Raw genomic sequence first — 26845 nt, 5'->3', positions numbered from 1 at the left:
AAATAAAAACCGCCCACCAATTGGCGGACGGTTTTGCTTCTGTTGTAGAACAAAAGTCTGTTGAGTTAGTCAAATGTATACTCGTTATCCGCTGCTATTTTGTCCGCTATCTGTGTACGCAGTGCAATGACATTGGGATTGTTCGTATATTTTGTAAATCGCTTTAGGCCCATAAGCATCATACGTTGCTCATCTCCTTCGGCAAATGAAACAATGGCTTCCTTTCCTTTTTGGATTACGATTTCCGTAGCTCTGTATAAATAGAGTTTGGACATCGCAATTTGCGCTGCTTGTGCTTCTTCCCCAAATCGTTTTGCGTTCTTTTCCGTTCTTAGGATGGCAGATTCGGCCAAGTAGGCTTGTATCAGAATATCGGAGGCGGCCAACATCAATTGTTGGTGTTCTTCCAATTGCGCCCCGAATTTTTGTACGGCACTGCCGGCGACCATTAGAAAGACCTTCTTTAACCTTTTGACCAAGTCTTTCTCTTCTGCGAAGAGCTCTGAAAAATCGGGGGTATCGAACGAGGGGATACCCATTAATTCTTCACCCACAGCGGTTGCAGGGCCTAATAGATCTACATGGCCTTTCATGGCTTTTTTGACCAACATGCCTACCGCCAACATACGGTTTATTTCGTTGGTACCTTCATATATTCTGGCAATTCTCGCATCTCTCCAAGCGGATTCCATGGGTGTATCCGCACTAAAGCCCATACCTCCAAAAATCTGAACACCTTCATCCGTGGTTTGTTGTACATGTTCAGAAACGGCAACCTTAAGTATGGAACATTCTATGGCATATTCCTCAACACCCTTTAGTTCCGCTTCTTGGTGGGTGTTTCCGTCCGCTAATCGCATGGCAATACGATCTTCTATATTTTTAGCGGCACGGTACGAGGCCGATTCATCTACATATACATTGGTGGCCATATCGGCAATCTTTGCTTTTATAGCGCCAAAATTCATTATCGGCGTTTTAAATTGTACGCGTTCATTAGCGTATTTGGTAGCCTCGTCCACAATACGGCGTTGTGCGTCCAGGCACGCTGCCGCGAGTTTTATACGTCCTACGTTTAGGGCGTTCATGGCGATTTTAAAACCATTGCCCCGTTCGGATAGCATGTTTTCTACCGGAACTTTTGTTTCGTTAAAAAACACCTGACGGGTAGAGGAGGAGTGAATTCCTAATTTCTTTTCTTCGTCGCCTAACGAAATACCGTTGCTGGGGTCGTTTTCTACGATAAAGCCGGTAATGTTCTTGTCATCCTCAATTCTTGCAAAAACGATAAAAAGATTACAGAAACCTGCATTTGAAATCCACATTTTCTGTCCAGAGATGTGGTAATGTTTCCCGTCAGCGGATAGTACCGCTTTGGTCTTACCTGAATTGGCATCAGATCCCGCTCCCGGTTCTGTTAAGCAATACGCACCGAACCATTCGCCAGAGGCTAATTTTGGAACATATTTTTGTTTTTGCTCTTCGGTTCCATATAATGTAATAGGCATTGTGCCGATACCCGTATGTGCTCCAAAGGCCGTACTAAAAGATCCGGTAGCTCCAGAGATGTAGTCACATACCAACATCGTAGATACAAAGCCCATGCCCATACCGCCGTAAGATTCCGGCACGGCTACACTTAGTAGTCCCAGTTCGCCAGCCTTGCGCATGGTCTCTTCGGTATACGCATAGTCCTTTTGCTCAAAGCGTTCCCAATGGGCCCAAAGTTCACGATCTACGAACTCTTTTGTGCTCTCGCGCATCATCTTTTGTTCTTCGCTTAGATCTTCTAAGGTAAAAACATCTTCACATTTTGTTTCTTTTACGAGGAACTGTCCGCCTCGCAGTATTTCTTTTGTTGTTGTTTCCATAACCTCTCCCCAGTCCTCTCCAAAGGAGAGGAAGTCTAACGGGCATTTTAAATTTAACTTATTTTATATTTATCTTTTGTTCCCCTTTTTGGGGTTAGGGGGCGTTTAATTTAAAAACTCAAATACCCCTGCGGCACCTTGTCCTGTTCCTACGCACATTGTGACCATCCCATACTTTCCTTGCATGTTGCGTTTTCGCATTTCATCAAAGACCTGAACGGATAATTTTGCACCTGTACAGCCCAATGGATGGCCCAGTGCGATGGCTCCTCCGTTGACATTGATGATATCCGGATTTAAATCAAGCTCTCTAATGACGGCCAAGGACTGCGAGGCAAAGGCTTCGTTTAACTCTATCAATTCAATATCGTTCTGTTTTAGTCCGGCCTGCTTCAAAACTTTTGGTACTGCGGCAACGGGTCCTATACCCATTATCCTTGGAGGAACCCCTGCGGCTGCATAATTTACCAATCTAGCGATGGGCTCAAGGTTTAATTCTTTTACCATTTCTTCGCTCATGATCAAAACAAAAGCCGCGCCATCGCTCATTTGGGACGAGTTTCCTGCGGTAACGCTTCCGCCCGCTGCAAATACAGGTCTTAATTTGTTCAACACCTCAACAGAAGTTCCTTTTCGCGGCCCTTCATCTTTGGTTACCGTATAGTTCTTTGTGGCTTTTTTACCATCAGGACCCACATAAGTTTCTTCCACTTCAATGGGAACAATCTGATCTTGAAAACGGTCTTCTGCTTGGGCCCGTAATGCCTTTACATGCGAATTGTAGGCAAATTCATCTTGATCTTCACGCGATACCTTAAATTCGTTGGCCACCGCCTCAGCGGTATTCCCCATGCCCCAATAATAATCTTCATGGCCTGCCTTTACTATATCGTAGTTTAATTCAGTTTTGTAGCCTGTCATAGGTACCGAACTCATACTTTCCGCACCACCTGCAATGATGCAATCCGCCATTCCAGATTGGATTTTGGCCGTGGCCATACCAATCGTTTCAATCCCCGAGGAGCAAAAACGGTTAACCGTTACACCGGGAACATCTACGATATCCAGTCCCATTAATGAGATAAGACGGGCCATGTTCAGTCCTTGGGAACCTTCCGGCATAGCATTGCCCACAATCACATCGTCGATGCGTTTTTTGTCAAAGTTTGGCAGTTCCTTCATCATATAATCGATGGTTTCCGCCGCTAATTCATCTGTTCTTTTAAAACGGAATACGCCTTTGGGTGCTTTCCCAACTGCCGTTCTGTATGCTTTAACTATGTATGCTGTTTTCATTTGTAGATGTTAGATATTAGACGTGAGATATTAGAGCTAAGATATTTCACTTTGTAAATTTTTTAATTAATGAATAATTGATTTTTTGTACTTCAATAAGTTTGCTTAGAATAGGTTCAACAACTTTTTCTGAGACCAAATCCAATCTATGTGATAGTATGAGCTGGGTTAATAACTCATTAGCAGACCCACTTGCAATACCCAGAAAATTTTTGAATTCTCGATCTGTATTCCGACCTGCACCTTCGGCTATGTTAGAAGGAACTGAAACGGCACTTCTTTTTATTTGACTTGTCAATCCGTATTTTTTTTCTTTTGGCAATTCTGCAGATAATCTATAAATATCTTCTGTTATCTCCATGGATTTTTGCCAAATGATTAATTTCTGAAAGTCGTGCATCTTCTTATAGTTTTTAGTCTAACATCTAATGTCTCAAATCTCAAATCTAATTACGAAGTGGTTTCCCAGTTTTTAACATGTGCTGAATTCGTTCCAGAGTTTTCCGTTCTGTACAAAGTGAAAGAAATGCTTCACGTTCCAAATCCAATAGATACTGTTCAGAAACCAGTGTCGGTTCTGATAAATCGCCACCAGCCATCACGTAGGCCAGTTTGTTCGCGATTTTTTTATCGTGTTCACTTATATAGTGACTCGCTTCCATGGAATCTGTTCCCACCAAGAACATACCTAGGGCCTGCTTTCCTAATACCTTTACATCATTTCTTGTTGGAGGTTGGGTATAGCCCATTTCGGCCATCAATTTTGCATGTGCTTTTGCCGTAGCAATTTGACGGTCTTTATTGACCACCACAATATCTTTTCCTTTTTGGAGAATACCCGTATCAAAAGCCTCATAGGCCGATGTGGATACTTTTGCCATTCCTATGGTCAGGAAATATTCTTGTAAGATATTCAGCTCTACGTCCCCTTTTCTAAAGGTATCCGATGCTCTTAGTGCCAATTCCTTAGAACCCCCACCACCAGGGATAACCCCAACACCAAATTCTACCAAACCAATATAAGTTTCTGCCGCTGCAACTACCTTATCTGCGTGTAAGGATAGCTCGCAACCGCCTCCTAAAGTCATTCCATGTGGCGCAGCAATTGTTGGGATGGATGAATACCGCATGCGCATCATGGTATCTTGGAACATTTTTATGGCCATATTCAGCTCATCATATTCCTGCTCTACAGCCATCATGAAAATCATACCAATATTGGCGCCAACAGAGAAGTTGGCAGCTTGATTACCAACGACCAATCCTTGGAAATCCTTTTCGGCCATGTCTATTGCCTTGTTCAATCCGGCCAACACATCGCCACCGATCGTATTCATTTTAGACTGGAACTCCACATTCAAAATGCCGTCGCCTAAATCTTCTACGACAACTCCGGAGTTTTTAAATACTTCTTTGGATTTTCTGATGTTGTCCAGAATGATAAATGCATCCTGACCAGGTATTTTCTCCATTTTCTTTGATGGAATATCATAGAAATAGGTAGCACCGTCTTTTACGGTATAGAAAGACGCAATTCCGGCGGCCTTCATTTCCGATACCCATGAGGCGGCTTCTTGATTCTCGGCACCAATAAATTCCAGTCCTTTGTCAAGACCTACCGCGTCCCAGATTTGGAACGGCCCATGCTCCCAGCCAAAACCGGCTTTCATGGCATCGTCTATTTTATAGAGTTCATCCGTTATTTCAGGAATACGGTGCGATACGTACGCGAACAATTGCCCAAAACTTTTTCTATAAAACTCGCCTGCTTTGTCTTTTCCGCCCGTTAAGACAGCAAAACGGTCTACCACTTTGTCAATGGTCTTGGTCATTTCCGAGGTGGCGAACTTGGCACTTTTTTTAGAACGATAGTCCATCGTATCCAAATCAAGTGTTAGTATTTCAGTTTTGCCTTTGGCGTCTTTTGATTTCTTGTAGAATCCCTGTCCGGTCTTACTTCCCAGCCATTTGTTCTCCATCATGGTCTTGATGAAATCGGGCAGGGCAAAGAGCGCGTGTCGCTCGTCTTCCTTGCAATTTTCTGCAATACCGTTGGCGACATGCACTAAGGTATCCAAACCAACCACATCGACCGTTCTGAACGTGGCCGATTTAGGCCTGCCTATGACAGGTCCGGTTAATTTGTCCACTTCCTCAACGGTCATTCCCATTTCCTTAACGGCATGGAATAAGCTTTGGATACTGAAAATACCAATTCTATTTCCGATAAATGCCGGAGTATCCTTTGCAACGACCGATGTTTTTCCCAAGAATTTTTCACCATATCCGTTCAGGAAATCCAATACCTCCGCGGAGGTCTTTGGCCCAGGGATAATCTCGAATAATTTTAAATATCTGGCAGGGTTAAAAAAGTGGGTTCCGCAGAAGTGTTTCTGGAAATCCTCACTTCTTCCTTCGCTCATAAACTTTATGGGGATACCCGAAGTGTTGGAGGTAATCAAGGTACCAGGCGTTCGGTGTTTTTCAAGATTTTCGAATACCGTTTTTTTAATGTCCAAACGCTCCACCACGACCTCGATGATCCAATCTACTTTGCTGACTTTTGCAATATCATCCTCTAAATTCCCTGTGGTGATTCTACCCGAAAATTTTTGATGGTAAATAGGGGAGGGCTTTGATTTTAAAGCCGCCGCAAGCGAGTCGTTTACCATACGATTTCTAACGATCTTATCTTCCAAGGTAAGGCCCTTGGCTTTTTCCTTATCGTTAAGTTCTCTGGGTACGATGTCCAATAAAAGAACTTCTACCCCAATGTTGGCAAAGTGGCAAGCTATACCGCTTCCCATAATTCCCGAGCCAATTACTGCTACTTTTTTAATGTGCTTGTTCATGTACTATACCCTGTAATTAATGATTTGTTGTATTCTTTACGTATATTTTTTTGTCCGCGATGAGTTTGTTGATCGTTTCGGTCACTTCAAAAAAGTGCTGAAGTTTCTCTGCTTCCACAGCTTGTTTCACGATTTCATTAAAACGCATAACCACATCTTTGGAATCCTTTCTTTTTTCCAATCCAAAATCAGTTAAATGAATAAGAACACCACGACCATCGGCAGGATTAGGCTTACGTTCTATAAGTCCCTTTTCCTCTATACTTTTTAAAATTCTTGATAGGCTTGTGGCTTCCATTCCCATTTTAGGGCCTAAAGCGGTAGAAGGTGTTCCTGTTTTTGGATCTATACTTAGCAAGGTAAAGCCCACTGCCATTGTACTTTCAAATTGTTTGGCCTCCTCGTTATACATTCTGGCAACGGCTTGCCAAGTGGCTCGAAGTGCATAATCAATTGTAATTTCCTTCATGGGACTATAAGTTCGTCCTCAAATATAAGAAAATTTATTATGCATGCATAATAAATTTATTGAAATGTATTACTAAAATCCGGTTTTGCAATGGGTATGGATTTTAATGCTTTCGCTTTTTGAGTTCACTACTTATTAGTGCAGAAAAAAGAAGGGGGACAAAAATGAAGGGAAGCAATAACGAAGGAGCTAGGGAGGTAAGTACGGCGCTATGGCTACCATCCGATATCTGAAATAAAGCTATACCTAAAAGAGTGGACATGAGAAACAGGATAAATAGCGCTATTCCCAAACAAAATTTATTCCATTTTTTTAGCTGATCCGATGTCTTGGTTTTGAGTAAGTTCATAAGTATATTTTCAAAAATAAATTCTTTACATCGTTCCTTTTGGCAATACCTATAGAATATTCAACAGAACGGTTCAAAAACATGTAAGCGTAGGAACCAAAGCTTATCAAAACTTTTGGGGTATCCATAATAAATATGCTTGCAAAGCGGTTTTATAAAAAAGGTAAATCGAATTTGATATATGCAACGAACCAACACGTAAACTGGTAAGGGGATTTTTACTCCATAATCACCATTTAAAATATTAGCTTGCTTGTGTTATAGTCTAAGTTAATTTACCATTTGATCTGGGTCAGGCCTTTTCCGAGTTTATTAACTTATCTGTGCGTTCGCACTAATAACCTTAATGCCCGTATATATCATTGTACAAACTTTCATACTTGCCCTTTATGATTTTTCGACGCAATTTCATGGTAGGCGTAAGATGCCCATCATCAATGGTCCACACATCGGGGGTTAGTCTAAACTGCTTTATTTTTTCCCATTTCGCAAAATCCTCATTGGCAGCATCAACTTCTTCTTGAAAACGTGCCAATACCCTTTCATTGAGTACGATATCCGAATTTTCGCTCAGGGTAATGTTATGTTTTTCTGCCCACTGATACAGAAATTCGAAATTAGGCTGGATCAAAGCTGCAGGCATTTTTTCTCCTTCGCCAACTACCATAATCTGTTCTATGAACCTAGATTGTTTAAATCGATTCTCCAATAACTGGGGCGCTACATATTTACCGCCCGATGTTTTGAACATTTCTTTCTTACGGTCCGTAATCTTCAAGAAACCGTCCGAGTCTATGATGCCTATGTCGCCGGTATGAAAATAACCGTCTTTTAATACTTCGGCTGTTTTCACCTCATCCTTATAATATCCCATCATTACGTTAGGGCCTTTACAAAGAATTTCACCATCGCTGGCAATTTTCACTTCTACATTGTCTATGACACGACCTACACAGCCAATACGCCATCCGCCGCCTTTTGCCTGATTTACCGAAATTACCGGTGAGGTTTCTGTTAAGCCGTATCCCTCCATGACCGGAATATCCGCTGCACCAAAAATACGACCCAATCTAGGCTGTAACGCTGCACTACCGGATACCATAGTATCCAAATTACCACCTAAGCCATCTTTCCATTTGCTAAAAATAAGTTTTCGTGCAAGTCCCAATCTTTTTTCGTACCACCAACCGTTTTGGCCGTAGGGTTCAAATTTCAAACCTAGTTCTACCGCCCAGAAAAAGAGTTTTTTCTTAATTCCGGTTAAAGCGGAACCTTTTGCAATAATAGAGTCGTATACTTTTTCCAAGAGCCTTGGCACCACTGTCATTACATTGGGTTTTACTTCCTTTAGGTTATCACTTATTTTATCCAATCCCTCTGCAAAATAGATGTTAATGCCGCAGTATTGGTACAAATACAATATCATACGTTCAAAAATATGGCAAACAGGGAGAAAGCTCAATGCGCTTGCTCCTGGCTCAAAAGGAACACGTTTTTTACTGGCAATTACATTGGATACTATGTTATTGTGCGATAGCATTACCCCTTTTGGTCTGCCCGTGGTACCGGAGGTGTAAATTAAGGTAGCTAAATCTCCCGGTGTAACGGCTGCCTTTCTCGCTTCTACTTCATGCTGGTTGCTTTCATCGGCACCCTTTTTTAAAACGTTGGTCCAGCTTTCACAATTATTCAAATCATCAAAAGAGAATACTTCTTTTAAATTTTTAAGTTTTTCACCTATGGATAAAACCTTGTCCAAAACTTCTTTGCAGGAAACAAAACAGTAGGTAGCGCCAGAATGGTTTAATACATATTCATAGTCATCTTCCGATATGGTAGGATAAATAGGTACGTTCTGGGCGCCCACTTGTAAGATACCTATATCACAGATATTCCATTCGGTTCTGTTGGTCATGGAAATAATAGCAATTTTATCGTTTGGTTTAACACCAAGTCTTAATAGACCCCGGCTTAGCGCATTGGCCTTATCGATGTATTCCCGCGTGGAGGTCGCTATCCATTCACCATCTTTTTTGCTCACGAGAGCTTTATCCAAGTTGTAATTTTCCAATTGATAGTAAGGAAAATCGAAAAGGCGGGTAACGTTTTGCATTTTATGTTTTTTTAGGTACTTGCAAAATAGGGAAAGAACGGCAATATTTAAAACGAGATTCGCAATTTGACATGTATTAGATATAAAAATTCTAATTCTGATTATAAATATTATTAATGTAAATCTTGTAACTACATTAAAATGTATAGAATCATAACATTAGGTTGTTGGTATTCCCATATAAGTCATAAAGCTAAGATCGGGTATGGAAATTTGTTCTTTTTGTAGATTCGGCTATCAAATATGAAATCGATCCTAATGAGATTGTTTCTACTCTAAAGAATAGGGTCTTTGCTACATTCGATGTCTTGGTGAAGGAAGCGGTAGCCTCCGTTAATGGTACAAAACCAATCTACAGTTTACTGTTCATTTGTCTATATCCTGAAAATAAGTCGAATGATAGTGACCCAGTGTATGCCGACTGCTACCTTCAGAACTGAGAACAGCAATACGTGTTTTCAGCTAAAATGGAGCTACCGGTATTTGTTTGTTTGCTCCTGAACGTATGAAACCAGAACATTAGCAAGTCTTTGAGAAGACGATGTATGCGGAGTACTCCGTGAAATAGTTTTGATGGACCTATTTCCGATTTTGTAACAAGATGTATTTTCTTGTCCCGGACTAATTCGTTCCTATTCTAAACGTATTACTGGATAGTTCGCCCTAAATTTATCGTTTATCCTATCTCTAATGGTTGTATACATGTTATTATGCATAGTATCCCGTACTACTAATTCCTTATAAATTGGAAACTACCGTTACCCTTGCGCTACTGTGCAAAGGAAGCCCTTCGGAGGTTATTCCTTCCAGGGTAAGGTTGTAGTCCCCTTCAATATCGCCCGTATAAAAACTGATATAGGCTTTTCCATCGTTATTAAATGAAATGTAGGGTTGCCAGAGCAGCGTGGTTCGTTTATCTACTTTATGAACGGCCTGTACGGTATTGCCATAGTCGGGTTCATAAAATTTTCTTGCATAGTTATATCCAGGGTGCTGCATGCGAATGGATCCTATGCCTTTGGTTTTCCCTGAAAGTGGCTCTAAACCATCCTTGGTGTAAATAGCTATAACACCACCTCCCGCTCTTAGCCCATAGATACCTGCCCTTGGCCCTTTGATTACGTCTATGAAATCTATATCCTCTGGTTGTAAAAAGAAACCATTTGGGTCAATAGGTAGGCCATCTAACAGTATAAGGGGCTGCGCAGAGCTCCTTCCTCGCATATTTAGGCTTATCCTGTTGTCATTCTCTAACCTCACTTCAAGGCCCGCAATCCTACCTTGCAAAGCATATAAGGGATTCAGGTTCGGCATGGCCACTATGTCGTTAAAGTCTACTGTTTGGGAAGGTTCTTTATATAGGGCGGATTGTCTTTTTCGTTCGTAGTTTAGTTGCTTCTCCGATTTTTCCTCTATTTCTTCTGCGGATATCAATGCTTCGTCCAGTTGTATGGTGTTTCCCGTTTCCAATAAGAAAGTATTGCTAAGTTCCTGCGCTTCCCGTTCATCGCCAACTAAAGGCATTAGGGGTCCAGAGTCGGTACTGCCATTATCAAACTCGGGTGGTGCCGTAGGGGTCAACACTATCTTATAATCCGTTGTGTATTTTCCCTTCTTGCCCTCTTTTACATAGGCTACCCGGGCACTCAAAAGCACGTCCGTCGTATCCCTGAAATCAAGGTTGTTAAATTTAAAATTGCCTTCTGTGTCTGTTTGTGCGGTATGTTGGGCCATTTCCTGTTGATTACTGGAGGTAAGTAGTACGCTGCCCGCCAATATTTTTTTTCGGTCTAGGGCGTGTACGATCTTTCCTGCCATGGGTATTCCCGTTTCGGGAGCAAAATCGAGCCCTGTTTTTGCCCCTTCCCCTTGGAGTACGTACTGCCGCCATCCTTGGGTGCGCATCAAGAGATCTAGGTTCTTTTTTCTTTCCACATCCTTGGAGTTAAAATAATACCCCGGGTTTTCTATGGTACCCCTCAATTCGGAATCCAATAAAAGATATGTTTTAATATCCATACCGGCAATTGGCAATTGGGACACCGCCGAATGGGTTACGGCCAAGGACATACTGTTGGCAGCAGCATTTTTTACCAGCGTGGGATCTACCTCAATTTCTAGTAAGACCCGCTCCTTATTCCCGTACTCCGTTTTTCCGGTTTGGATGTCAATCGGATTCGCAATGACATCATTTTCGTTAAAAATGAGCCGTTCGGCCACGGGACGCGCTATTTGGTCCAACAGCGTAAGTTGGGCCACACCTTGCTTTAAGATGTTCTTTGAGAGTTTTATCACCGCCGTTCTTTCGTTTTGTTGGCTAGGTACGGCAACTTCTAAAATCGGGTCTCGTTGCTGTTTTACCACTAGCACATAGTCGCTAAAATCGACACTATTTGTGGCGCGTAGCTCTATTTTGTAGTAGTCGTGCTGGTAAGATACCGTCATAAGCACCCCATCTTCCAACGCTTCGGGCAGTGCCACGGCAAAGGGCTCTTTTTTGTCCTCTACGTAAGCACTGTATGATCTATTCGCGGTAGGGATAAAGTGGAGTAGTCCCATGCCTAAATGTGAAGTTGCGAATTTGGTTATGGTGCGGCCCGTATCGTCCTTGATCGTTCCAGAAACTTCTGTTCCCTTGCCTTGGCCATCCAAGACTTTAAAGGCAACGTTATTTACCAGACCATTTACCATATAACCGCCCTCCGGGAAAAATTGAAGTGAGCGCTTAGTGGATGTAGTTCCTTTACTTGCTGCCGGAACCATACCTTCGGAGGTTTTTGTGGAATTGACTACGATCGACTTATGAAAAAACATTTCCTCACTAAAATTGCGCATGTAGTTGGTATAGCTTCTTATGGTATACGTACCACTTTCAGATTGCGGGGGCAACTTAAAATCCCCATGTCCTGTGCCATTGGTAGTTTTAATGGTTTTTGTTGCCAATATATTGTCGTCCGGTGCTATGAGCTCAACATAAAGTATTTCGCTCATGGTCTCCGGTCTGTTGCTGGCACCATCTAGCAAATAGGCTTTGAACCAGATATCCTCGCCAGCCGCATAAAAGCTTTTATCAACATGAAGATATACTTTTTCGGTCGGAAGCACTGCTGCTTCTGGCTCAGCCATCTCTTGAGCAAAGGATGTTGAACCTGCAAAGAAGCAAAACATAAACAGCCATAGATACACTACACTATTAAAACAATGAGAAGGTTTGGTATATTTCATATCCCTACAAATTAGAAAATTAAGAAATGTATAAATCACCTAAAATTCAAGTTTAACAAAGTTTTAGCAATAGGGGTAGATGCTTGGTTATCATTTTCTTACAGAGAGATGATTTTAGGAATCAAAGGTTTTAATAGTAAAGAGATTGTTAAGGTAATACGCAAATTCCTTAGTATTCAAGAGTGATACTATTTCACTACCTCATCTTAGTAGTGGTAAAGGAAAGGGCATAAAAGTAGTTCACAATCTAATTTGCAAAATTCTTTTAACTTTTTTTGTTCGTTTTGAAATACTGGAGGTAGGCTATTACAATGAATCCATTCTCTATTTAACCCTCATTTTAAACAACTAGCTATGTTTTAACACCCAATCCTTTGCATTTATAAAAGCCTCCAACCAAGGCGAAACTTCATCATTTCTATCCGTAGGGTAGTGCGCCCAGTTCCACGGAAAGGTAGAACGTTCTATATGCGGCATGGTCACTAAATGTCTCCCCGTTTTATCACAAAGCATCGCAGTATTAAAGTCGCTACCGTTAGGATTGGCAGGATAGGTCTCATAGCCATACTTAGCTACGATGTTATATTCATCTTCTGATTGTGGTAAACTAAATTTTCCCTCGCCATGCGATATCCATACGCCCAAGGTGCTGCCGGCAAGGCTGGATAACATGACGGAATTGTTTTCTTGAATGTGGACCGATGTAAAGTTGCTCTCGTGTTTTTGAGAATTGTTATAAGTCATTTTTCCATGCGTTTCATGTTCTGGATTGATGAGATCTAGTTCCATAAACAACTGGCATCCGTTACAGATACCAACGGACAAGGTGTCCGGCCTTGCAAAGAAATCGTTAATGACCTTGTTTGCTTTTTCATTGTATTTAATGGCACCTGCCCATCCTTTTGCACTTCCCAGTACATCTGAATTGGAGAAGCCGCCTACGGCTCCCAGGAATTGAATGTCTTCCAAGGTCTCACGACCGGATATTAAATCGGTCATGTGCACGTCTTTTACGTCAAAACCTGCCAAGTACATGGCATTGGCCATCTCGCGTTCGGAGTTGCTGCCCTTTTCTCTGAGGATTGCCGCTTTGGGTCTCCCTTCGTCTACGCTCAGGGAACGATTTGGGAGACTGAGCGGAGCCGAAGTCGGAAAAACGTATGTTAAAGGCTGCACCTTGTAATTATCGAATCGGTCTTTGGCGAGTCCGTTCGCGGTTTGTTTGTCATCCAATAGATAGGAAGTTTTAAACCAAGTATCACGCAAGGAGGTCACGTTCAGTCCCATTTCCATACCTCCGTTTTTAATGCTTAAAATAGGTTCGGTCGTAACGGTTCCAATTTTTTTAATATCGATTTGCGCCTCTGTAAATGACTCTAGCGCAGCATTGTCTTTTAACTGAAATACAATTCCGGCATTTTCGGAAAAGAGCAACTTAATGGTGTCTAATTCCCCTAAAGCGGTCAAATCCAGATCGGCTCCCAAATCGGTATCGGCAAAGCACAATTCTAAAAGTGTAGTGATTAATCCACCTGATGCAACATCATGGCCTGCAAGTACTTGCCCTTGTTTTATTAAGTTTTGCATTAGGTTAAAGGTCGACTTAAAATAGGCATCGTTCTTTACCGTAGGAGCCTCATTACCAATTGCATTTCGTACTTGTGCAAAGGAAGAGCCTCCCAATTTATAGCCATCTTTGGATAGGTTAATGTAGTAGATATCACCTCCATTCTTTTGCAAAACGGGTTCTACCACTTTGGTAATATCGTTGCAGTTTCCGGCAGCGGAAATTACCACGGTGCCTGGCGCAATCACATCGCCATCTTTATATTTTTGCTTCATGGAAAGCGAATCCTTGCCCGTGGGTACGTTTATGCCTAGGTTGATGGCAAAGTCCGATACCGCTTTAACGGCATCGTAAAGCCGCGCATCTTCGCCTTCGTTCTTGCAAGGCCACATCCAGTTGGCGGAAAGAGATACCGATTGTAATCCGTCTTTTAAAGGAGCCCAAATAATATTCGTCAAGGCCTCTGCAATACTATTTTTACTACCCGCGGCCGGGTCAATTAGTCCGGAAATGGGGGAGTGGCCAATGCTGGTGGCAATCCCTTCCTTTCCTTTAAAATCCAAGGCCATGACGCCCACATTGTTCAATGGTAATTGTAAGGGGCCGGCACATTGTTGTTTGGCGACCTTTCCGCCCACACAACGATCTACTTTGTTGGTGAGCCAATCCTTACAGCCCACAGCCTCTAGTTGTAGTACTTGTTCCAAGTAATCATGGAAAAATTCCAGTTCGTAAGCAGGGGACTTATAGCTTCTCTTTATGGTAGTGTCCGTCAATATCGTTTTTGGGGAGCTACCAAAGATATCCGAAAGCTGCACGTCCATTGGTTTTTCTCCCGTAGTGGCAGATTCAAAGGTAAACCGATCATCTCCTGTAACATCGCCAACTTCATACATGGGAGAACGCTCTCTGTCCGCAATACGTTTCAATACCGCAACATCTTCCTTGCCGATTACCAAGCCCATACGTTCTTGGGATTCGTTGCCAATAATCTCTTTGGCCGATAAGGTAGGGTCGCCCACCGGTAGTTTGTCCAAGTCGATTTTCCCTCCTGTATCCTCAACCAGTTCGGAGAGGCAGTTCAGGTGTCCGCCTGCACCATGGTCATGGATGGATACAATAGTGTTTTTATCGCTTTCTACCATACCACGAATAGCGTTCGCAGCACGTTTTTGCATTTCTGGGTTGGAACGTTGAATGGCGTTCAGCTCTATGGCCGAACTAAATTCGCCTGTATCCGCACTTGATACCGCGGCACCGCCCATTCCAATACGGTAATTATCCCCACCAAGGATTACGATTTTATCACCTGTTTTCGGGGTGTCCTTTAAAGCCTGTTCCGCTTTTCCATAGCCTATGCCGCCTGCTTGCATGATAACCTTATCATAACCCAATCTTCTTGTCATGTTGAGCGCAGTTGAAACTTCTTGTCCTTCATCCGATGCATCGGGAGCGTTTGGGACTACATCCGTTTTTTCATCGTGTTCAAACGTTAGTACCGAACCCGCGATGAGTGGCTGACCAAACTTGTTTCCAAAATCGGATGCGCCATTGGATGCTTTGATCAAGATATCCATAGGTGTTTGGTATAACCACGGACGCTCTGCCATGCCTTTTTCCCAAGGCCTGTTTTTCTCCAATCTGGAGAGTGCGGTCATATATACCGCCGTTCCCGCGGATGGCAAAGAACCTTTACCACCTGCCAAACGATCGCGAATCTCGCCACCGGCACCGGTCGCGGAACCGTTAAAGGGCTCCACGGTGGTAGGGAAATTGTGTGTTTCCGCTTTAAGGGATATGACCGAGTTAAATTCGGTTTCCTCATAAAAATCGGGTTTATCGGCCGTTTTTGGTGCAAATTGAACCACTTTGGGGCCTTTTACGAAAGCAACATTGTCCTTGTAGGCCGATACAATGTCGTTATGGTTTTCCAAAGAGGTTTTTTTGATCAATTTAAAGAGGGAAGAAGGCATCTCTTTCCCATCGATGATAAAAGTGCCGTTGAATATTTTATGCCTACAGTGTTCCGAATTTACTTGACTAAAACCAAAAACCTCGGAATCCGTTAGTTTTCTGCCCATTTTTTCGGAAAGACCATTTAGGTAGGCAACCTCCTCATCGCTTAACGCCAAGCCTTCTTGTTTGTTATAGGCTGCAACGTCATCAATTTCTAAAATGGCCTCTGGTTGTACGTCCACTTTAAAAATGTTTTGATTTAATTCCGCATACTTTTGGAAAAGCATGGGGTCAAAATGGGTGTCCTCTTTTGAAGTACCTTTAAATTCCTCGATACGAATAATACCCGTAATACCCATATTTTGGGTGATTTCCGTGGCATTGGTACTCCAAGGCGTTACCATAGCGGCACGTGGACCAATAAAAAAAGCGTCGACCGACGCTACATCTATTTTAGGTTTGTTACCGAACAACCAGGTTAATTTTTCTATATCGGTTGGGTTGATTTCTTGAGTAGTTTGGACAGCAAAAACTTTGGTTGCGATATCCCCGAAGAAATGAATCATAGTATACTTAGGTATTGAGCGGGTTAGGAAAACGCAAATTTACGATTTAATGCGTGATCTTTTTGCACCGGTATGAACAGTTTTCAACTACTGATGTTGATATTTTTATACGCCCCGGAAGTATAATCCTTTCAAAACTATAACTCGGATTTGTTTCTAACACCATCCTTAGCCTATATCCTGTTACGAGTCTTAAAACCCATTATGCCGACTTAACAATTTGTTTAAAAAGCATGACTGTTATTGGCAAACAAGAGTATCCTTTTGGAAGCATCTGTATACCGAGGGTTTGAATTACATGGGTTCTATTTTTTATAAAGAATAGTGCCTCTCGTACGTTTATACCCGATTATGATTTAAAGATGAGTTTATTTAGTCTTGACCAAACGTTTTATGAATACCCATTGCCTTAACATATCTTTTGCATCTTGCGCGGGGTAGCCTAAAACCGTTTTTCCAGCCTGCACATCGTTCATAACTCCCGAACCGGCGCCAACCGTTGCTCCCGAATGAATTGTGGCATGGTCTTTTATAGAGGCGCTACCGCCAATAATGACCCCGTCGCCCAAAGTAACGGAACCGGCAAGACCGCTATGCCCTGCCATAATACAGGAACGACCCATAACGCTATTGTGGGCAATCTGTACCAGGTTGTCTACCTTACAGCCATCACCCACAATGGTGGAACCGAATTTTGCCCTGTCTCCGCATGAATTCGCACCAATTTCTACGTAATGCCCAATAATTACATTTCCTATTTGTGGTATCTTAACTAGACCCTTGCCGTCTTCACTTGGTCTATATCCAAAGCCATCCGATCCAATGCTAACGTTAGTATGAAAAATGCAGTGCTTGCCAATAATAGAGCGTTCACGTATTACGGTTCCAGACCAAACCACGGTTTTATCACCGATTATGGTTTCGTCAAAAACGCATACATTGGGATATAAAACAACCCCGTTTCCTAATTCAACATTTTTGCCAACATAACAGTTGGCACCAATTTTACAGCCATTGCCAAGCTGTGTGCTTTCATGTACGACCGCTGTTGGGTGTATGTCCGTTTCGAAGACCGGTTTAGGTGGACTAAATAGCTCCAAAATCTTGGCCATTGCCAGATCAACATTTAGCACTTTTATTAAAGCACGCTTTTCTCCTAGGTCTATTTTCATAGTACGTGGCACTAGTGCAGCATATTCATTGGAATCTTTCCAAAAACCGGCGTATTTGCTGTTTCCGATAAAGATTATTTGTGCATTAGTTGCTTTTCGTATTTCTCCTGCTCCGGTTATTTGTTGGTCTGTAGCCCTATTAGGTCGCCTTTTAAAATAGTGTTGATCTCGGTAATCGTATACGATATCATTTGGAAGTTTTAATTGGTTATCACTGAAAAGGTCAAGCTGAGTTAGTTATGTAATTTAGTGTCTTTTTGCTCTAAATGAATGAGTTGACCCCGTGAAGTCCTTTAAACTTTTTCGGTTCGCTAAAAAAATGCTCTTTCTCAATGCGCGTTTCAGCTGGCTCCTCATTCAAAAACCAAATTGTTGGCTTTTGTTTCGGCCCTGTCTTTTTACCTTCCGTAGCGATGCTATGCAACTCCAAAAAGTCTTCAAATGTTCAAAAAATCACTAAGTTTCGATTGAACCCGAAAAGTTTAAACCACTTTAGGGTATACTATCGAAAAAATAGTAAAGCATTTGGAAAGCCGAACGGTTTTTTCGCCTAAATGCCACTTAAATATTCTATTCCTATATCATTGCTTATTTCCACTCCGTATGAAAAACACCTTCACGATCTGAACGGGCATACGTATGGGACCCAAAGTAGTCTCGTTGCGCCTGAATTACATTTAAGGGGAGCCTAGAGGAGGTATAGGCATCAAAATAGGTTAGTGAATTTGAAAGTCCGGGTAGTGGAATTCCATTTGTTGCACCATAGGCGACCAGTTCCCTGACAGAGGCTACCGTACTTTGTACTTTTTCTACAAAGGTAGGGGAGAGCAATAGGTTTGGTAGGTTCTTGTTCGCCTCAAAAGCCTTGGTAATATCTGCTAACAGTCCCGCACGGATAATGCATCCTGCACGCCATATTTTGGCAACTACGGTAATATCCAGTTCATAACCATATTCCTTAGAGGCATCGGCCAATTGGTGCAGTCCTTGTGCGTAAGTGATGATAAAGGAAAAGAAGAGGCCTTCTTCGGCCAATTTTTCTAGTTTTTCTTTATCCATAAGTGCTACTTTAGGCCTATCATAAAGCGCATCCGCTTTTATGCGTTCGTCCTTTAACGCAGAGATTTCGCGCATGCTTACGGCTATATCTATAGAAGGTACGGGAATACCCAAGTCCATCGCATTTTGGCTCGTCCATTTTCCGGTGCCCTTTTGTTTTGCCTTATCCAGAATCTGATCGATCAAACGTCCATCTGTCAAGTCGTCTTCCTGATTAAAAATTTCTGAACTTATCTTTACCAGAAAGGATTCTAAGCGGCCGTTGTTCCAGTCGGCATAGGTATCATGCAATTCATCATTGGAGAAATTTCCTCCTTTTTTTAACAGGTCATAGATTTCGGAGGTGAGCTGCATTAATCCGTATTCGATACCGTTATGTACCATTTTCACATAATTTCCGGCAGATTTGGGGCCCAAATACGCAACACAGGGCTCACCTTTATACTTGGCGGAAACAGCTTCAAAAATCGGTTTTACATGTTGATAGGCCTCACGATTACCGCCGGGCATAATACTTGGGCCCTTTCTCGCTCCTTTGGCTCCCCCGGAAACTCCGGCGCCAAAGAAATTAATGCCTTTCTTTTCTAAATAAGTGTCCCTACGATCCGTATCGGTATAAAAACTGTTTCCGCCATCGATAATAATATCCCCTTCTTCTAAATGCGGTATTAGGTTTTCGATAACCACATCTACAACTTTACCGGCAGGAACTAAAAGCATGATTTTACGTGGGGTATACAAGGCCGAAGTAAAGGTTTTGATATCGGTCGATGCATTAATTCTATCGGTATCCCCTCCTTCTGATATCAGTGCGTTTACCTTTTCGGAATCAATGTCGTTTCCAAAAGCGGTAAATCCGTTATCGGCTACGTTCAAGATAAAGTTGCGCCCCATAACGCCTAATCCTACCAATCCAAAATCATATTTATTTTTCATGTAATTTCTTTTATAAAAGATGAAGACCCCATTAAGCCTAAAAGTAATTTTCGTTTATTCTTCTAATCGGTCAAAAATAAACGAAAAAATTCCATATCCTTTGGTAACTTGATGTAAACTCTTTGTGAAAGCCTTTTCTTTTCGATACTTTTAGGGCCTAATTAAGAAGCACCTCATGAAGAACACAGAAAACCAAATGCTTGTCATCTTTGGTGCATCCGGAGACTTAACCGCAAGGAAATTGGTGCCCGCCCTATTTAACCTTTATCTTGACAAACAGTTGCCCGAGAATTTTATAGTACTAGGTGCCAGTAGAACTAATATGACCGATGCTGAATTCCGCAACAAAGTTGTATTGGAAAGCAGTTATTTACAGGAAAAGTTTAAAGACCTTAAGGAAGATCATAAGGCAACTTTTGCCAATAGGTTCTTCTATGAGGATTTGGGAGGAGATTATGATACGGACTATTACACATTAAAAAAACGCATTGAAGCGCTAAACGATGCCGAAGGTACGGAAGGAAACATAATGTACTATCTTTCTACCCCGCCCACGTTGTACGAGACCATTGCAAAGAACCTAGCTGCCGCAGGTTTAAATACACAAAACAATGGTTGGAAACGTATGATCGTGGAAAAGCCATTTGGCTATGATCTAGAAACGGCAAAAAAGCTGAACAAGGGCTTACAAAATTATTTTAAGGAGAGTCAGATTTATAGGATCGATCATTATTTGGGAAAGGAAACTGTACAGAACCTTCTGGTTACCCGTTTTGCCAATAGCATTTTTGAACCCTTATGGAACAGAAACTATATTAACCATGTAGAAATCACCAATGCCGAAAGTGTGGGTGTGGAAAAAAGAGGTGGCTATTACGATAGCTCCGGTGCCCTCCGGGATATGTTTCAGAACCATTTGTTGCAGATTGTTTCCCTCATTGTTATGGAACCGCCGATCGGTGACCATCCCGAAGAAATACGGAACGAAAAGGTAAAGGCCCTAAAATCCTTACGGATCATGAAGGATGATAAAACCATACACGACCATACCATACGGGCCCAATATATGGGGTCCAACATTGATGGTAAGAGCATAAAAGGATATAGGGAAGAAGATGGTGTAGCAAAGGATTCCCTGACCGAAACTTATGCCGCCATTAAGTTTTTTGTAGATAACTGGCGATGGAAAGATGTACCTTTCTATGTAAGGACCGCAAAACGAATGCCCACCAAGGTAACCGAGGTGGTCATTCATTTTAAATCTCCCCATCACCAGATATTTCAGGATTCCGGAATGCAGAGCAAGGACAATAAATTGATCATACGCATTCAACCGGATGAGGGTATTTTGGTGAAGTTTGGCGTAAAAGTACCTGGACAGGGCTTTAAGGTTGAGCGCGCAAACTTGGACTTTTATTATTCCAGTCTGGCAGAAACCCATGTGATGGAAGCCTATGAACGCCTTTTGTTAGATGCCATGCAAGGCGATGCGACTTTATATGCTAGAGCGGATGAAGTAGAGGCCGCATGGGAATTTGTAAATCCTATTTTGGATTACTGGAAAAATGGAACCGACGTGCGAATGTATGGCTACGCATCCGGAGTGTGGGGACCTGTGAATGCCGACGAATTGATTGACGGAATTGGTATGTGGAGAAACCCTGGTCCTAACTTGACAGATGACCCTGGCTTTTGTGTGCTTTGTTGATATTAGCGGGGAATTCAGTGAAAAGTAATCAGTGAAAAGTAATCAGTGAAAAGTAATAAATGTGAAGTCGCAGTTAGCAGTGGCTGTAAGACGTGTTTTTTATTTCGATTTGGGCCGTTATAAAGAGCCATACGAAATTTTAAAAGATGGATAGAAGTTGATGTGATCTGGCACCTTGTTGAAATAGTAAGACGAAGGAAGAAAAAAATAAATAGTTCTTTGTTGCAGCATAATGTAGTTAAAGTACTTGTTTAAGTTACCGATGGTTTTTAATCAATAGAGAGGCTTAAAAATCAACATATTCAAAGTATTAAATAACCTAATTGAGAAGATGGAAACGAAAGTATATACCGATAAAAATGATGTGGCTAAACAGTTCGCTGCTTACTTTGCAAACTTGGTGAAAGACTACGGAACCTTTCATGTAGCACTTTCCGGAGGAAGTACACCAAAGCTTATTTTTGATGTATTGGCGGATACCTATGGCAACACGATCGACTGGTCGCAAATTCATTTTTATTGGGGAGATGAACGATGTGTGCCACCCACAGATACCCAAAGCAACTTTAAAATGACCCAAGACCATTTGTTTTCAAAAATTAAGGTGCCAAAGGAAAATATTCATCGCGTACTCGGAGAAAATCAGCCTATGGGCGAAGCTATGCGCTATGCCAATGTGCTCGAGATTAATTTAGATCGGGTACACGATATTCCCCAATTCGATTTGGTTCTTTTAGGTATGGGCGATGACGGTCATACAGCTTCCATTTTTCCGCATGAGATAAATCTGTGGAATGCAAAGGACCATTGTGTGGTAGCAACGCACCCGGAATCCGGTCAAAAACGTGTATCCATAAACGGGAAGGTCATTAATAACGCAAAAGAAGTTATTTTCTTGGTCACGGGCACATCGAAAGCCACCAAGGTTAAGGAAATTTTGGAAAGGGGAAAGGGTTATGAATCCTATCCTGCTGCCATGGTAGCACCGATATCTGGAAAATTAAGCTGGTTTATGGACGAGGACGCGTCAAAATTACTTTCTTAATGCATTTATTCTACATGTAAAAGAACCCTGCTTTCTCCATTTTCAAAGTTAAAACTATTCAATTCGTCCCAGATGTAATCCACGACTAAAGAAAAATTGTCTCTTACGGCAGCGTGGACGGTGTTAGGCACGTTGTACTCCTCGGTGACCTTGGTGTTGTACATGGCCATGTAAGATATTAAACCTGCTACAAAGTATACCGTGGGGCGGCCATGAGGTGCGTTATCTTCGTAGAGTTCCAAAATGGGGATTTCCTGTAAGGGCGTTTCCGTTAATAGTTTACTGATAATAGGACCAACGGGAATCATTTTAATGCTACTGTTGGGCCGTTCGCTCAATAATGAATCATGATAATCTAGCCACCAATTGTGAAAGGCATCTAGTGTGTGTTCATGATAATTGTTCAACTCTTCGCCGGTAGGAGGAAAAGCTTCATTCTCTATAAAAGGTGCCATATCCGGCCAGTTTTCATAAACATAAAAAGTAGCCTCTGGCGCCTGCTCGTTTACCCAATCAAAAATCCGTAAGGTAGATCCAACAGGTGAAATAGGCTCGTTGTAATAATTTTCTGTTGCTGCTTGATATTGAATAAAGTTGCCAGCAGTCAAAAGAATCGTGTTAAATCCTGCAGCGGCAAAACTTTCATTGTCGGAGTCCCATGCAGGTTTTGCACTATCAAACCCCCATTGCGATATTGGCGGTAAGTTGTCATGTTGGGTAAGGAACCCGTATTGGCCCGCAACCTTAAAATTGGTATTGCTGGCATTTGCAAAGCTTGCCATCCAATGCGGCACCGTAGTTTCATTGCTAGGTGTTGCTATGCTTGGTGGATCATGTACAATTAAACTGTGCCCAAAGATATAGGTGGTTAAGCTAGTAACGTTCGTATCGTTTGAGACCTGTGTCTCCTCGCTGGGCGGAGTTTCTATATCATCGATAGGGTCTTCCTCGGAGACCGTATCGATATTTTCTTCAGTAGTAATAGTGTCGGTAGAACAGCTAAAGGATATACCGATCAAAAGCACAAATACAAGAATAAAATATTTCATCGTTAGGTAAATAGTGTTTTTATTACAACACTATAAACGTTAAAAACCCTACTAAAATTATATCATGTACGGTTACGGCACGATAAACGATTTCAAATACTATATGTTCATCATTATCAAGAAAGCATTCAACCAGCGAACAGGCCTTTAGTGTTAAGCTATTGAACGTCAGCTACTTTTGGCACAATCAAGAACAATTCAGTATTGGTAAGAGGTAATGACCAGGAGCCACTTGGTCAAGGGAACGATGATTGTCAAATTTACTATTAGGATCGTACCTATTTAAATTCGAGTTTCACGTTTTCATCCTTGAGGAAATCCGAATACTCTTTGATCTTAAAGTTTTTTGCGTCGTATTTTGAATCGCGTTTAAAAGCGGATAATTTGCGCTCCTTGCTTCTGGCAAACCTTCGCATGGCCTCTTTATCCTTAATGATAAGTCCGGGTACCTTTAGGTTTTTTCCTTTTTCATCTTTTGCCACCATTGTAAAGTAAGAAGAGTTACAATGTCTTTTTTTTCCTGTAATTATGTTTTCTGCCTCTACACGCACTCCCACGACCATAGAGGTTCTTCCGGTATAGTTGATAGATGCTTTTAAGGTAAGTAAATCGCCAACCTCTACGGGATTAAGAAAATCTACCCTGTTCACCGAAGCCGTAACGCAGTAGCTTTGTGAATGCTTGCTGGAGCATGCAAAGGCTATCTGGTCCATTAAATTCAAAATATACCCACCGTGTACTTTTCCACCAAAGTTGGAGTGGGAGGGCTGCATGAGTTCCGTAATGGAAACTATCGATTCTTTTGCACTTTTATATTTTGCCATTAGTTTCTGAAATGAGGGGATTGCTCCTGTTTAACATCTGTAACAAAGTACTTGGTATCTCCAAGCCAAAAGAAGGTAGCATAGCGTTCTGTATAGCTCACTTTCACATACTGCCCTTGGTATTCCTTTAATTTTTCGATAACCTGTGCATCCTTGTCCAGTACAGAAAACGGAAAAATTTGAGCCCCGGAGATTCCTTGGCTAATCTCTCCTTCCCATGTTTTTACGAGCACTCCTTTATGGCTCACCTTGATAAGTTCTCCGGACCGTACACCTTCACTATAGGGTACAAAGTAGATAAATGCATAGTAAAGTGCCATTAGCGCAAGTACAACGGCTATGAATAACAATAATATTTTTTTCATTTTATAAAGTTAACTTATCGGTTTATAACGAATCTTCCTCGGCTTTTTTTAGTAATTTCTCCGGTATCGATTTTTTGGCCTTGGCTCCCATGGTTTTTAATTTTTCGATACTGGTTACAATATTTCCGCGACCCTCGGTTAATTTGTTCATGGCACCACGGTACTCAGATTTTGCCTCGTCCATTTTCTTGCCCACTTTGCTTAAATCGGTTACAAAGCCCTCAAACTTATCGTAAAGGGCACCGGCTTGTCGTGCAATTTCAATGGCGTTTCGCTGTTGTTTTTCGTTGTTCCACATACTGTCTATCGTACGAAGGGTAGCCAGTAGGGTAGCAGGGGTCACAATAACGATGTTTTGCTCAAACGCTTTGTTGTACAAGCTATTATCGTGATTGATCGCTACTGCAAAGGCAGGTTCAATGGGAACGAAAAGCAATACAAAATCCGGACTCTCCATGTCATACAAATCTTCATATTTCTTAGCGGAAAGTTGTTCCACGTGTCGCCGTAAGGAATTGATATGGTCCTTTAAATGTTTTGGTTTGAATTCCTCTTCCGCATTTACAAAACGCTCATAATCCGTTAGCGAAACTTTTGAATCTACGATCATTTTTTTTCCGTCCGGTAGGTTGATGATAACATCCGGTAACACTCTGGACCCGTCCTCCCGTTGAAATGATTGCTGCACGGTATACTCCCGGTCTTTTTCCAGTCCGGATTTTTCAAGTACCCGTTCTAGTACCAATTCGCCCCAATTGCCCTGCATTTTACTATCTCCCTTTAATGCTTTGGTCAGGTTTTCAGCTTCTTGGGTAATTTTAATATTCTGATGTTGAAGGTGTAACAGTTGTTCCCTTAAAGCGGAATGTATACTAATGTTCTCTTTTTGGGTGTCATCGACCTTCTTTTCGAACCGCTGTATTTTTTCCTGCAGGGGACTTAGGATTTGGGTAATGTTTTTTTGGTTTTGCTCCGTAAACTTGGAGCTGTTCCGCTCCAAAATTTTATGGGCCAAATTTTCGAATTCCTTGGTGAATTTTTCCTGTAGCTTGGTCGTTTCCTGTTTTTGTTCGGTATTCTGTCGGTTTAAATTGTCATTGATGCCTTCCAAACGTACCACTTTCTGGCCTAGTAGTTCTTTTTCCAGTTGTGCCTTTTTGTGTTCCTCATTGGAAATTGTTAGACGGTGTTTAAGGTCTTGTAACTCTATTTCCCATTGTAGCTGTCGCTCTTTCCAGATGGTTTCTGTAGAACGAGTCTTTAACTTTTGGATATACATGCCCACCAATGCTCCCAAACCAACGGAAAGTAGTGCTATGATGATATATATAAGCTCAGTGTTCATATATTTTTTTAACCTGATAAAGATAATGGTTTAAATGGGAAAAGTATGTTTGGTTTCTTTTTCAAAAAGGCGATGCTGCGCTGGTAGCGAGTTAGCCGATGTGCTGATGAGAAGGTGTAAGTCCGGTGGTGAGCCAACTCAAGTTATTATATTAGGTTTAAATCCATAGCTCGGAGGTTCATTATTTTCCGTCTTTTGTAACATAAAAAGTATAGAAATCTTCCTTGAATTTTTCAAGGGAAGTAACTTTTATCCAGTAGTTGAAGGTCTTGTTTTTAAGGAGGCGAATCTTGGCCGATGACTAATTTTTCACTTTAAATGTACCGGTAATAGCATCAAAAGCAATCATATCGCTAGGGAAGAGTTGGTCAAAAGCACCTTTTTCAATAAGTTCGCAAGGTTGTCCAACCGGATTTTCAGTACCATCTAGTATTAATATTTTATCACAAAGTTGAATCGCCAAATCTATTTCATGGGTTGTGAAAAGTACTGTTTTTTGATGCTTGCGCGTCAATCCTTTCAAAAGTTTAAAAATCTGTACTTTATGATAGAGGTCTAAATGGGTGGTAGGCTCATCCAGTAAAATTATAGGGGTATCCTGCGCCACGGCACGTGCGATCAATACGCGTTGCAGCTGACCATCGCTAAGTTCAAAACAGTGCTTATGCTGTAGGTCTTGCAAATCCAATTGTTGCACACAGTTTTGAATATGAACCTTATCCTTATGCTCTAAAGTACCCAGCCAATTGGTATACGGTAATCGACCTAATGAAATCAACTCTAGAGCAGTCAAGTTTTTTGAGGCGAGGGGTTCCGTAAGAACCACACTAAGTTGTGCCGCTAGCTGTAATGAGGTATATTTTTCTACATTTGAGCTGTCAATTAAAATATTTCCGGATAGTTTAGGTTGTACGTTCCCCAACGTACGAAGAAGTGTAGATTTTCCGATCCCGTTGATGCCTACAATGGCGCAGAGTTCCCCCTTTTGTAAGCTGAAATTGATATCGCCGGCAATTTTCATGGATTTATATCCAATAGCCAACTCGTGTACAGTGATCGTAGCTTGGGTTTCTTCCAT

The 26845-nt window shown here is 41.7% G+C and carries 16 protein-coding genes and 1 pseudogene; 2 read left to right on the top strand and 15 right to left on the bottom strand.

Translation table 11 applies throughout. From position 1 onward, the window contains the following. Positions 1-65 precede the first annotated feature (65 nt). The 10 genes and pseudogenes from ACFQZJ_RS09890 to gndA all read right to left on the bottom strand — a co-directional run bounded on the left by ACFQZJ_RS09890 (position 66) and on the right by gndA (position 19431). Entirely contained in the window at positions 66-1871 is a 1806-nt protein-coding gene (locus tag ACFQZJ_RS09890; protein ID WP_379934233.1) for an acyl-CoA dehydrogenase family protein, read from the bottom strand. Between the two features lie 105 nt (positions 1872-1976). Then, a complete protein-coding gene (locus ACFQZJ_RS09885) occupies positions 1977-3167 on the bottom strand; it encodes an acetyl-CoA C-acyltransferase (protein WP_379934232.1) in 1191 nt (396 codons plus the stop codon). Between the two features lie 46 nt (positions 3168-3213). Further along, on the bottom strand, positions 3214-3567 hold the full coding sequence (locus tag ACFQZJ_RS09880; protein ID WP_379934230.1) for a four helix bundle protein: 354 nt from the start codon (positions 3565-3567) through the stop codon (positions 3214-3216). A 46-nt stretch (positions 3568-3613) separates the two neighbouring features. Beyond that, complete coding sequence (locus tag ACFQZJ_RS09875) at positions 3614-6019, bottom strand: 3-hydroxyacyl-CoA dehydrogenase/enoyl-CoA hydratase family protein (protein ID WP_379934229.1); 2406 nt, start codon at positions 6017-6019, stop codon at positions 3614-3616. A gap of 16 nt (positions 6020-6035) precedes the next feature. Beyond that, positions 6036-6488 carry a MarR family winged helix-turn-helix transcriptional regulator gene (locus ACFQZJ_RS09870; protein WP_379934227.1) on the bottom strand — a complete coding sequence of 151 codons (453 nt, stop codon included), beginning with the start codon at positions 6486-6488 and terminating at the stop codon, positions 6036-6038. 692 nt (positions 6489-7180) lie between these two features. Then, the gene (locus tag ACFQZJ_RS09865) at positions 7181-8950 is read right to left on the bottom strand and encodes an AMP-dependent synthetase/ligase (protein WP_379934226.1); all 1770 of its coding nucleotides are present in this window, start codon (positions 8948-8950) and stop codon (positions 7181-7183) included. Between the two features lie 738 nt (positions 8951-9688). Further along, positions 9689-12175: a TonB-dependent receptor plug domain-containing protein gene (locus tag ACFQZJ_RS09860; RefSeq protein WP_379934225.1), complete on the bottom strand. Its 2487-nt coding sequence runs from the start codon at positions 12173-12175 to the stop codon at positions 9689-9691. Positions 12176-12523: 348 nt separating this feature from the next. Next, on the bottom strand, positions 12524-16264 hold the full coding sequence (gene purL, locus ACFQZJ_RS09855; RefSeq protein ID WP_379934223.1) for a phosphoribosylformylglycinamidine synthase: 3741 nt from the start codon (positions 16262-16264) through the stop codon (positions 12524-12526). A 368-nt stretch (positions 16265-16632) separates the two neighbouring features. After that, a pseudogene (gene lpxD, locus ACFQZJ_RS09850) lies at positions 16633-17627 on the bottom strand (UDP-3-O-(3-hydroxymyristoyl)glucosamine N-acyltransferase). A gap of 397 nt (positions 17628-18024) precedes the next feature. Beyond that, positions 18025-19431 (bottom strand): NADP-dependent phosphogluconate dehydrogenase, encoded by a 1407-nt coding sequence (gene gndA / locus ACFQZJ_RS09845; protein WP_379934221.1) that lies wholly within the window; start codon positions 19429-19431, stop codon positions 18025-18027. A 175-nt stretch (positions 19432-19606) separates the two neighbouring features. On the opposite strand from gndA, the gene zwf reads away from it, so the two are divergent. Together zwf and pgl are read left to right on the top strand one after the other, a co-directional pair. Continuing rightward, positions 19607-21139 carry a glucose-6-phosphate dehydrogenase gene (gene zwf, locus ACFQZJ_RS09840; RefSeq protein ID WP_379934218.1) on the top strand — a complete coding sequence of 511 codons (1533 nt, stop codon included), beginning with the start codon at positions 19607-19609 and terminating at the stop codon, positions 21137-21139. A 331-nt stretch (positions 21140-21470) separates the two neighbouring features. Beyond that, positions 21471-22184, top strand: coding sequence for a 6-phosphogluconolactonase (pgl, locus tag ACFQZJ_RS09835; RefSeq protein ID WP_379934217.1), 714 nt, complete (start codon positions 21471-21473; stop codon positions 22182-22184). A gap of 5 nt (positions 22185-22189) precedes the next feature. Here pgl and ACFQZJ_RS09830 read toward each other — a convergent pair whose 3' ends face one another. From ACFQZJ_RS09830 to ACFQZJ_RS09810, 5 genes are all read right to left on the bottom strand, one after another. Next, on the bottom strand, positions 22190-23233 hold the full coding sequence (locus ACFQZJ_RS09830; protein ID WP_379934215.1) for a hypothetical protein: 1044 nt from the start codon (positions 23231-23233) through the stop codon (positions 22190-22192). 278 nt (positions 23234-23511) lie between these two features. Then, positions 23512-24057, bottom strand: coding sequence for an acyl-CoA thioesterase (locus tag ACFQZJ_RS09825; RefSeq protein WP_379934213.1), 546 nt, complete (start codon positions 24055-24057; stop codon positions 23512-23514). Further along, positions 24057-24422 carry a 6-phosphogluconate dehydrogenase gene (locus ACFQZJ_RS09820; RefSeq protein ID WP_379934211.1) on the bottom strand — a complete coding sequence of 122 codons (366 nt, stop codon included), beginning with the start codon at positions 24420-24422 and terminating at the stop codon, positions 24057-24059. The genes ACFQZJ_RS09825 and ACFQZJ_RS09820 overlap by 1 nt, the downstream gene beginning before the upstream one ends. Positions 24423-24444: 22 nt before the next feature. Next, the gene (gene rmuC / locus ACFQZJ_RS09815) at positions 24445-25767 is read right to left on the bottom strand and encodes a DNA recombination protein RmuC (protein ID WP_379934210.1); all 1323 of its coding nucleotides are present in this window, start codon (positions 25765-25767) and stop codon (positions 24445-24447) included. 301 nt (positions 25768-26068) lie between these two features. After that, the gene (locus tag ACFQZJ_RS09810; protein ID WP_379934208.1) at positions 26069-26845 is read right to left on the bottom strand and encodes an ABC transporter ATP-binding protein; all 777 of its coding nucleotides are present in this window, start codon (positions 26843-26845) and stop codon (positions 26069-26071) included.

This window comes from Maribacter chungangensis, from assembly GCF_042676845.1.
Lineage (GTDB): Bacteria > Bacteroidota > Bacteroidia > Flavobacteriales > Flavobacteriaceae > Maribacter > Maribacter chungangensis.
The sequence above is the reverse complement of the archived record's forward strand: the minus strand, read 5'-3'. Positions and strand labels throughout refer to the sequence as shown.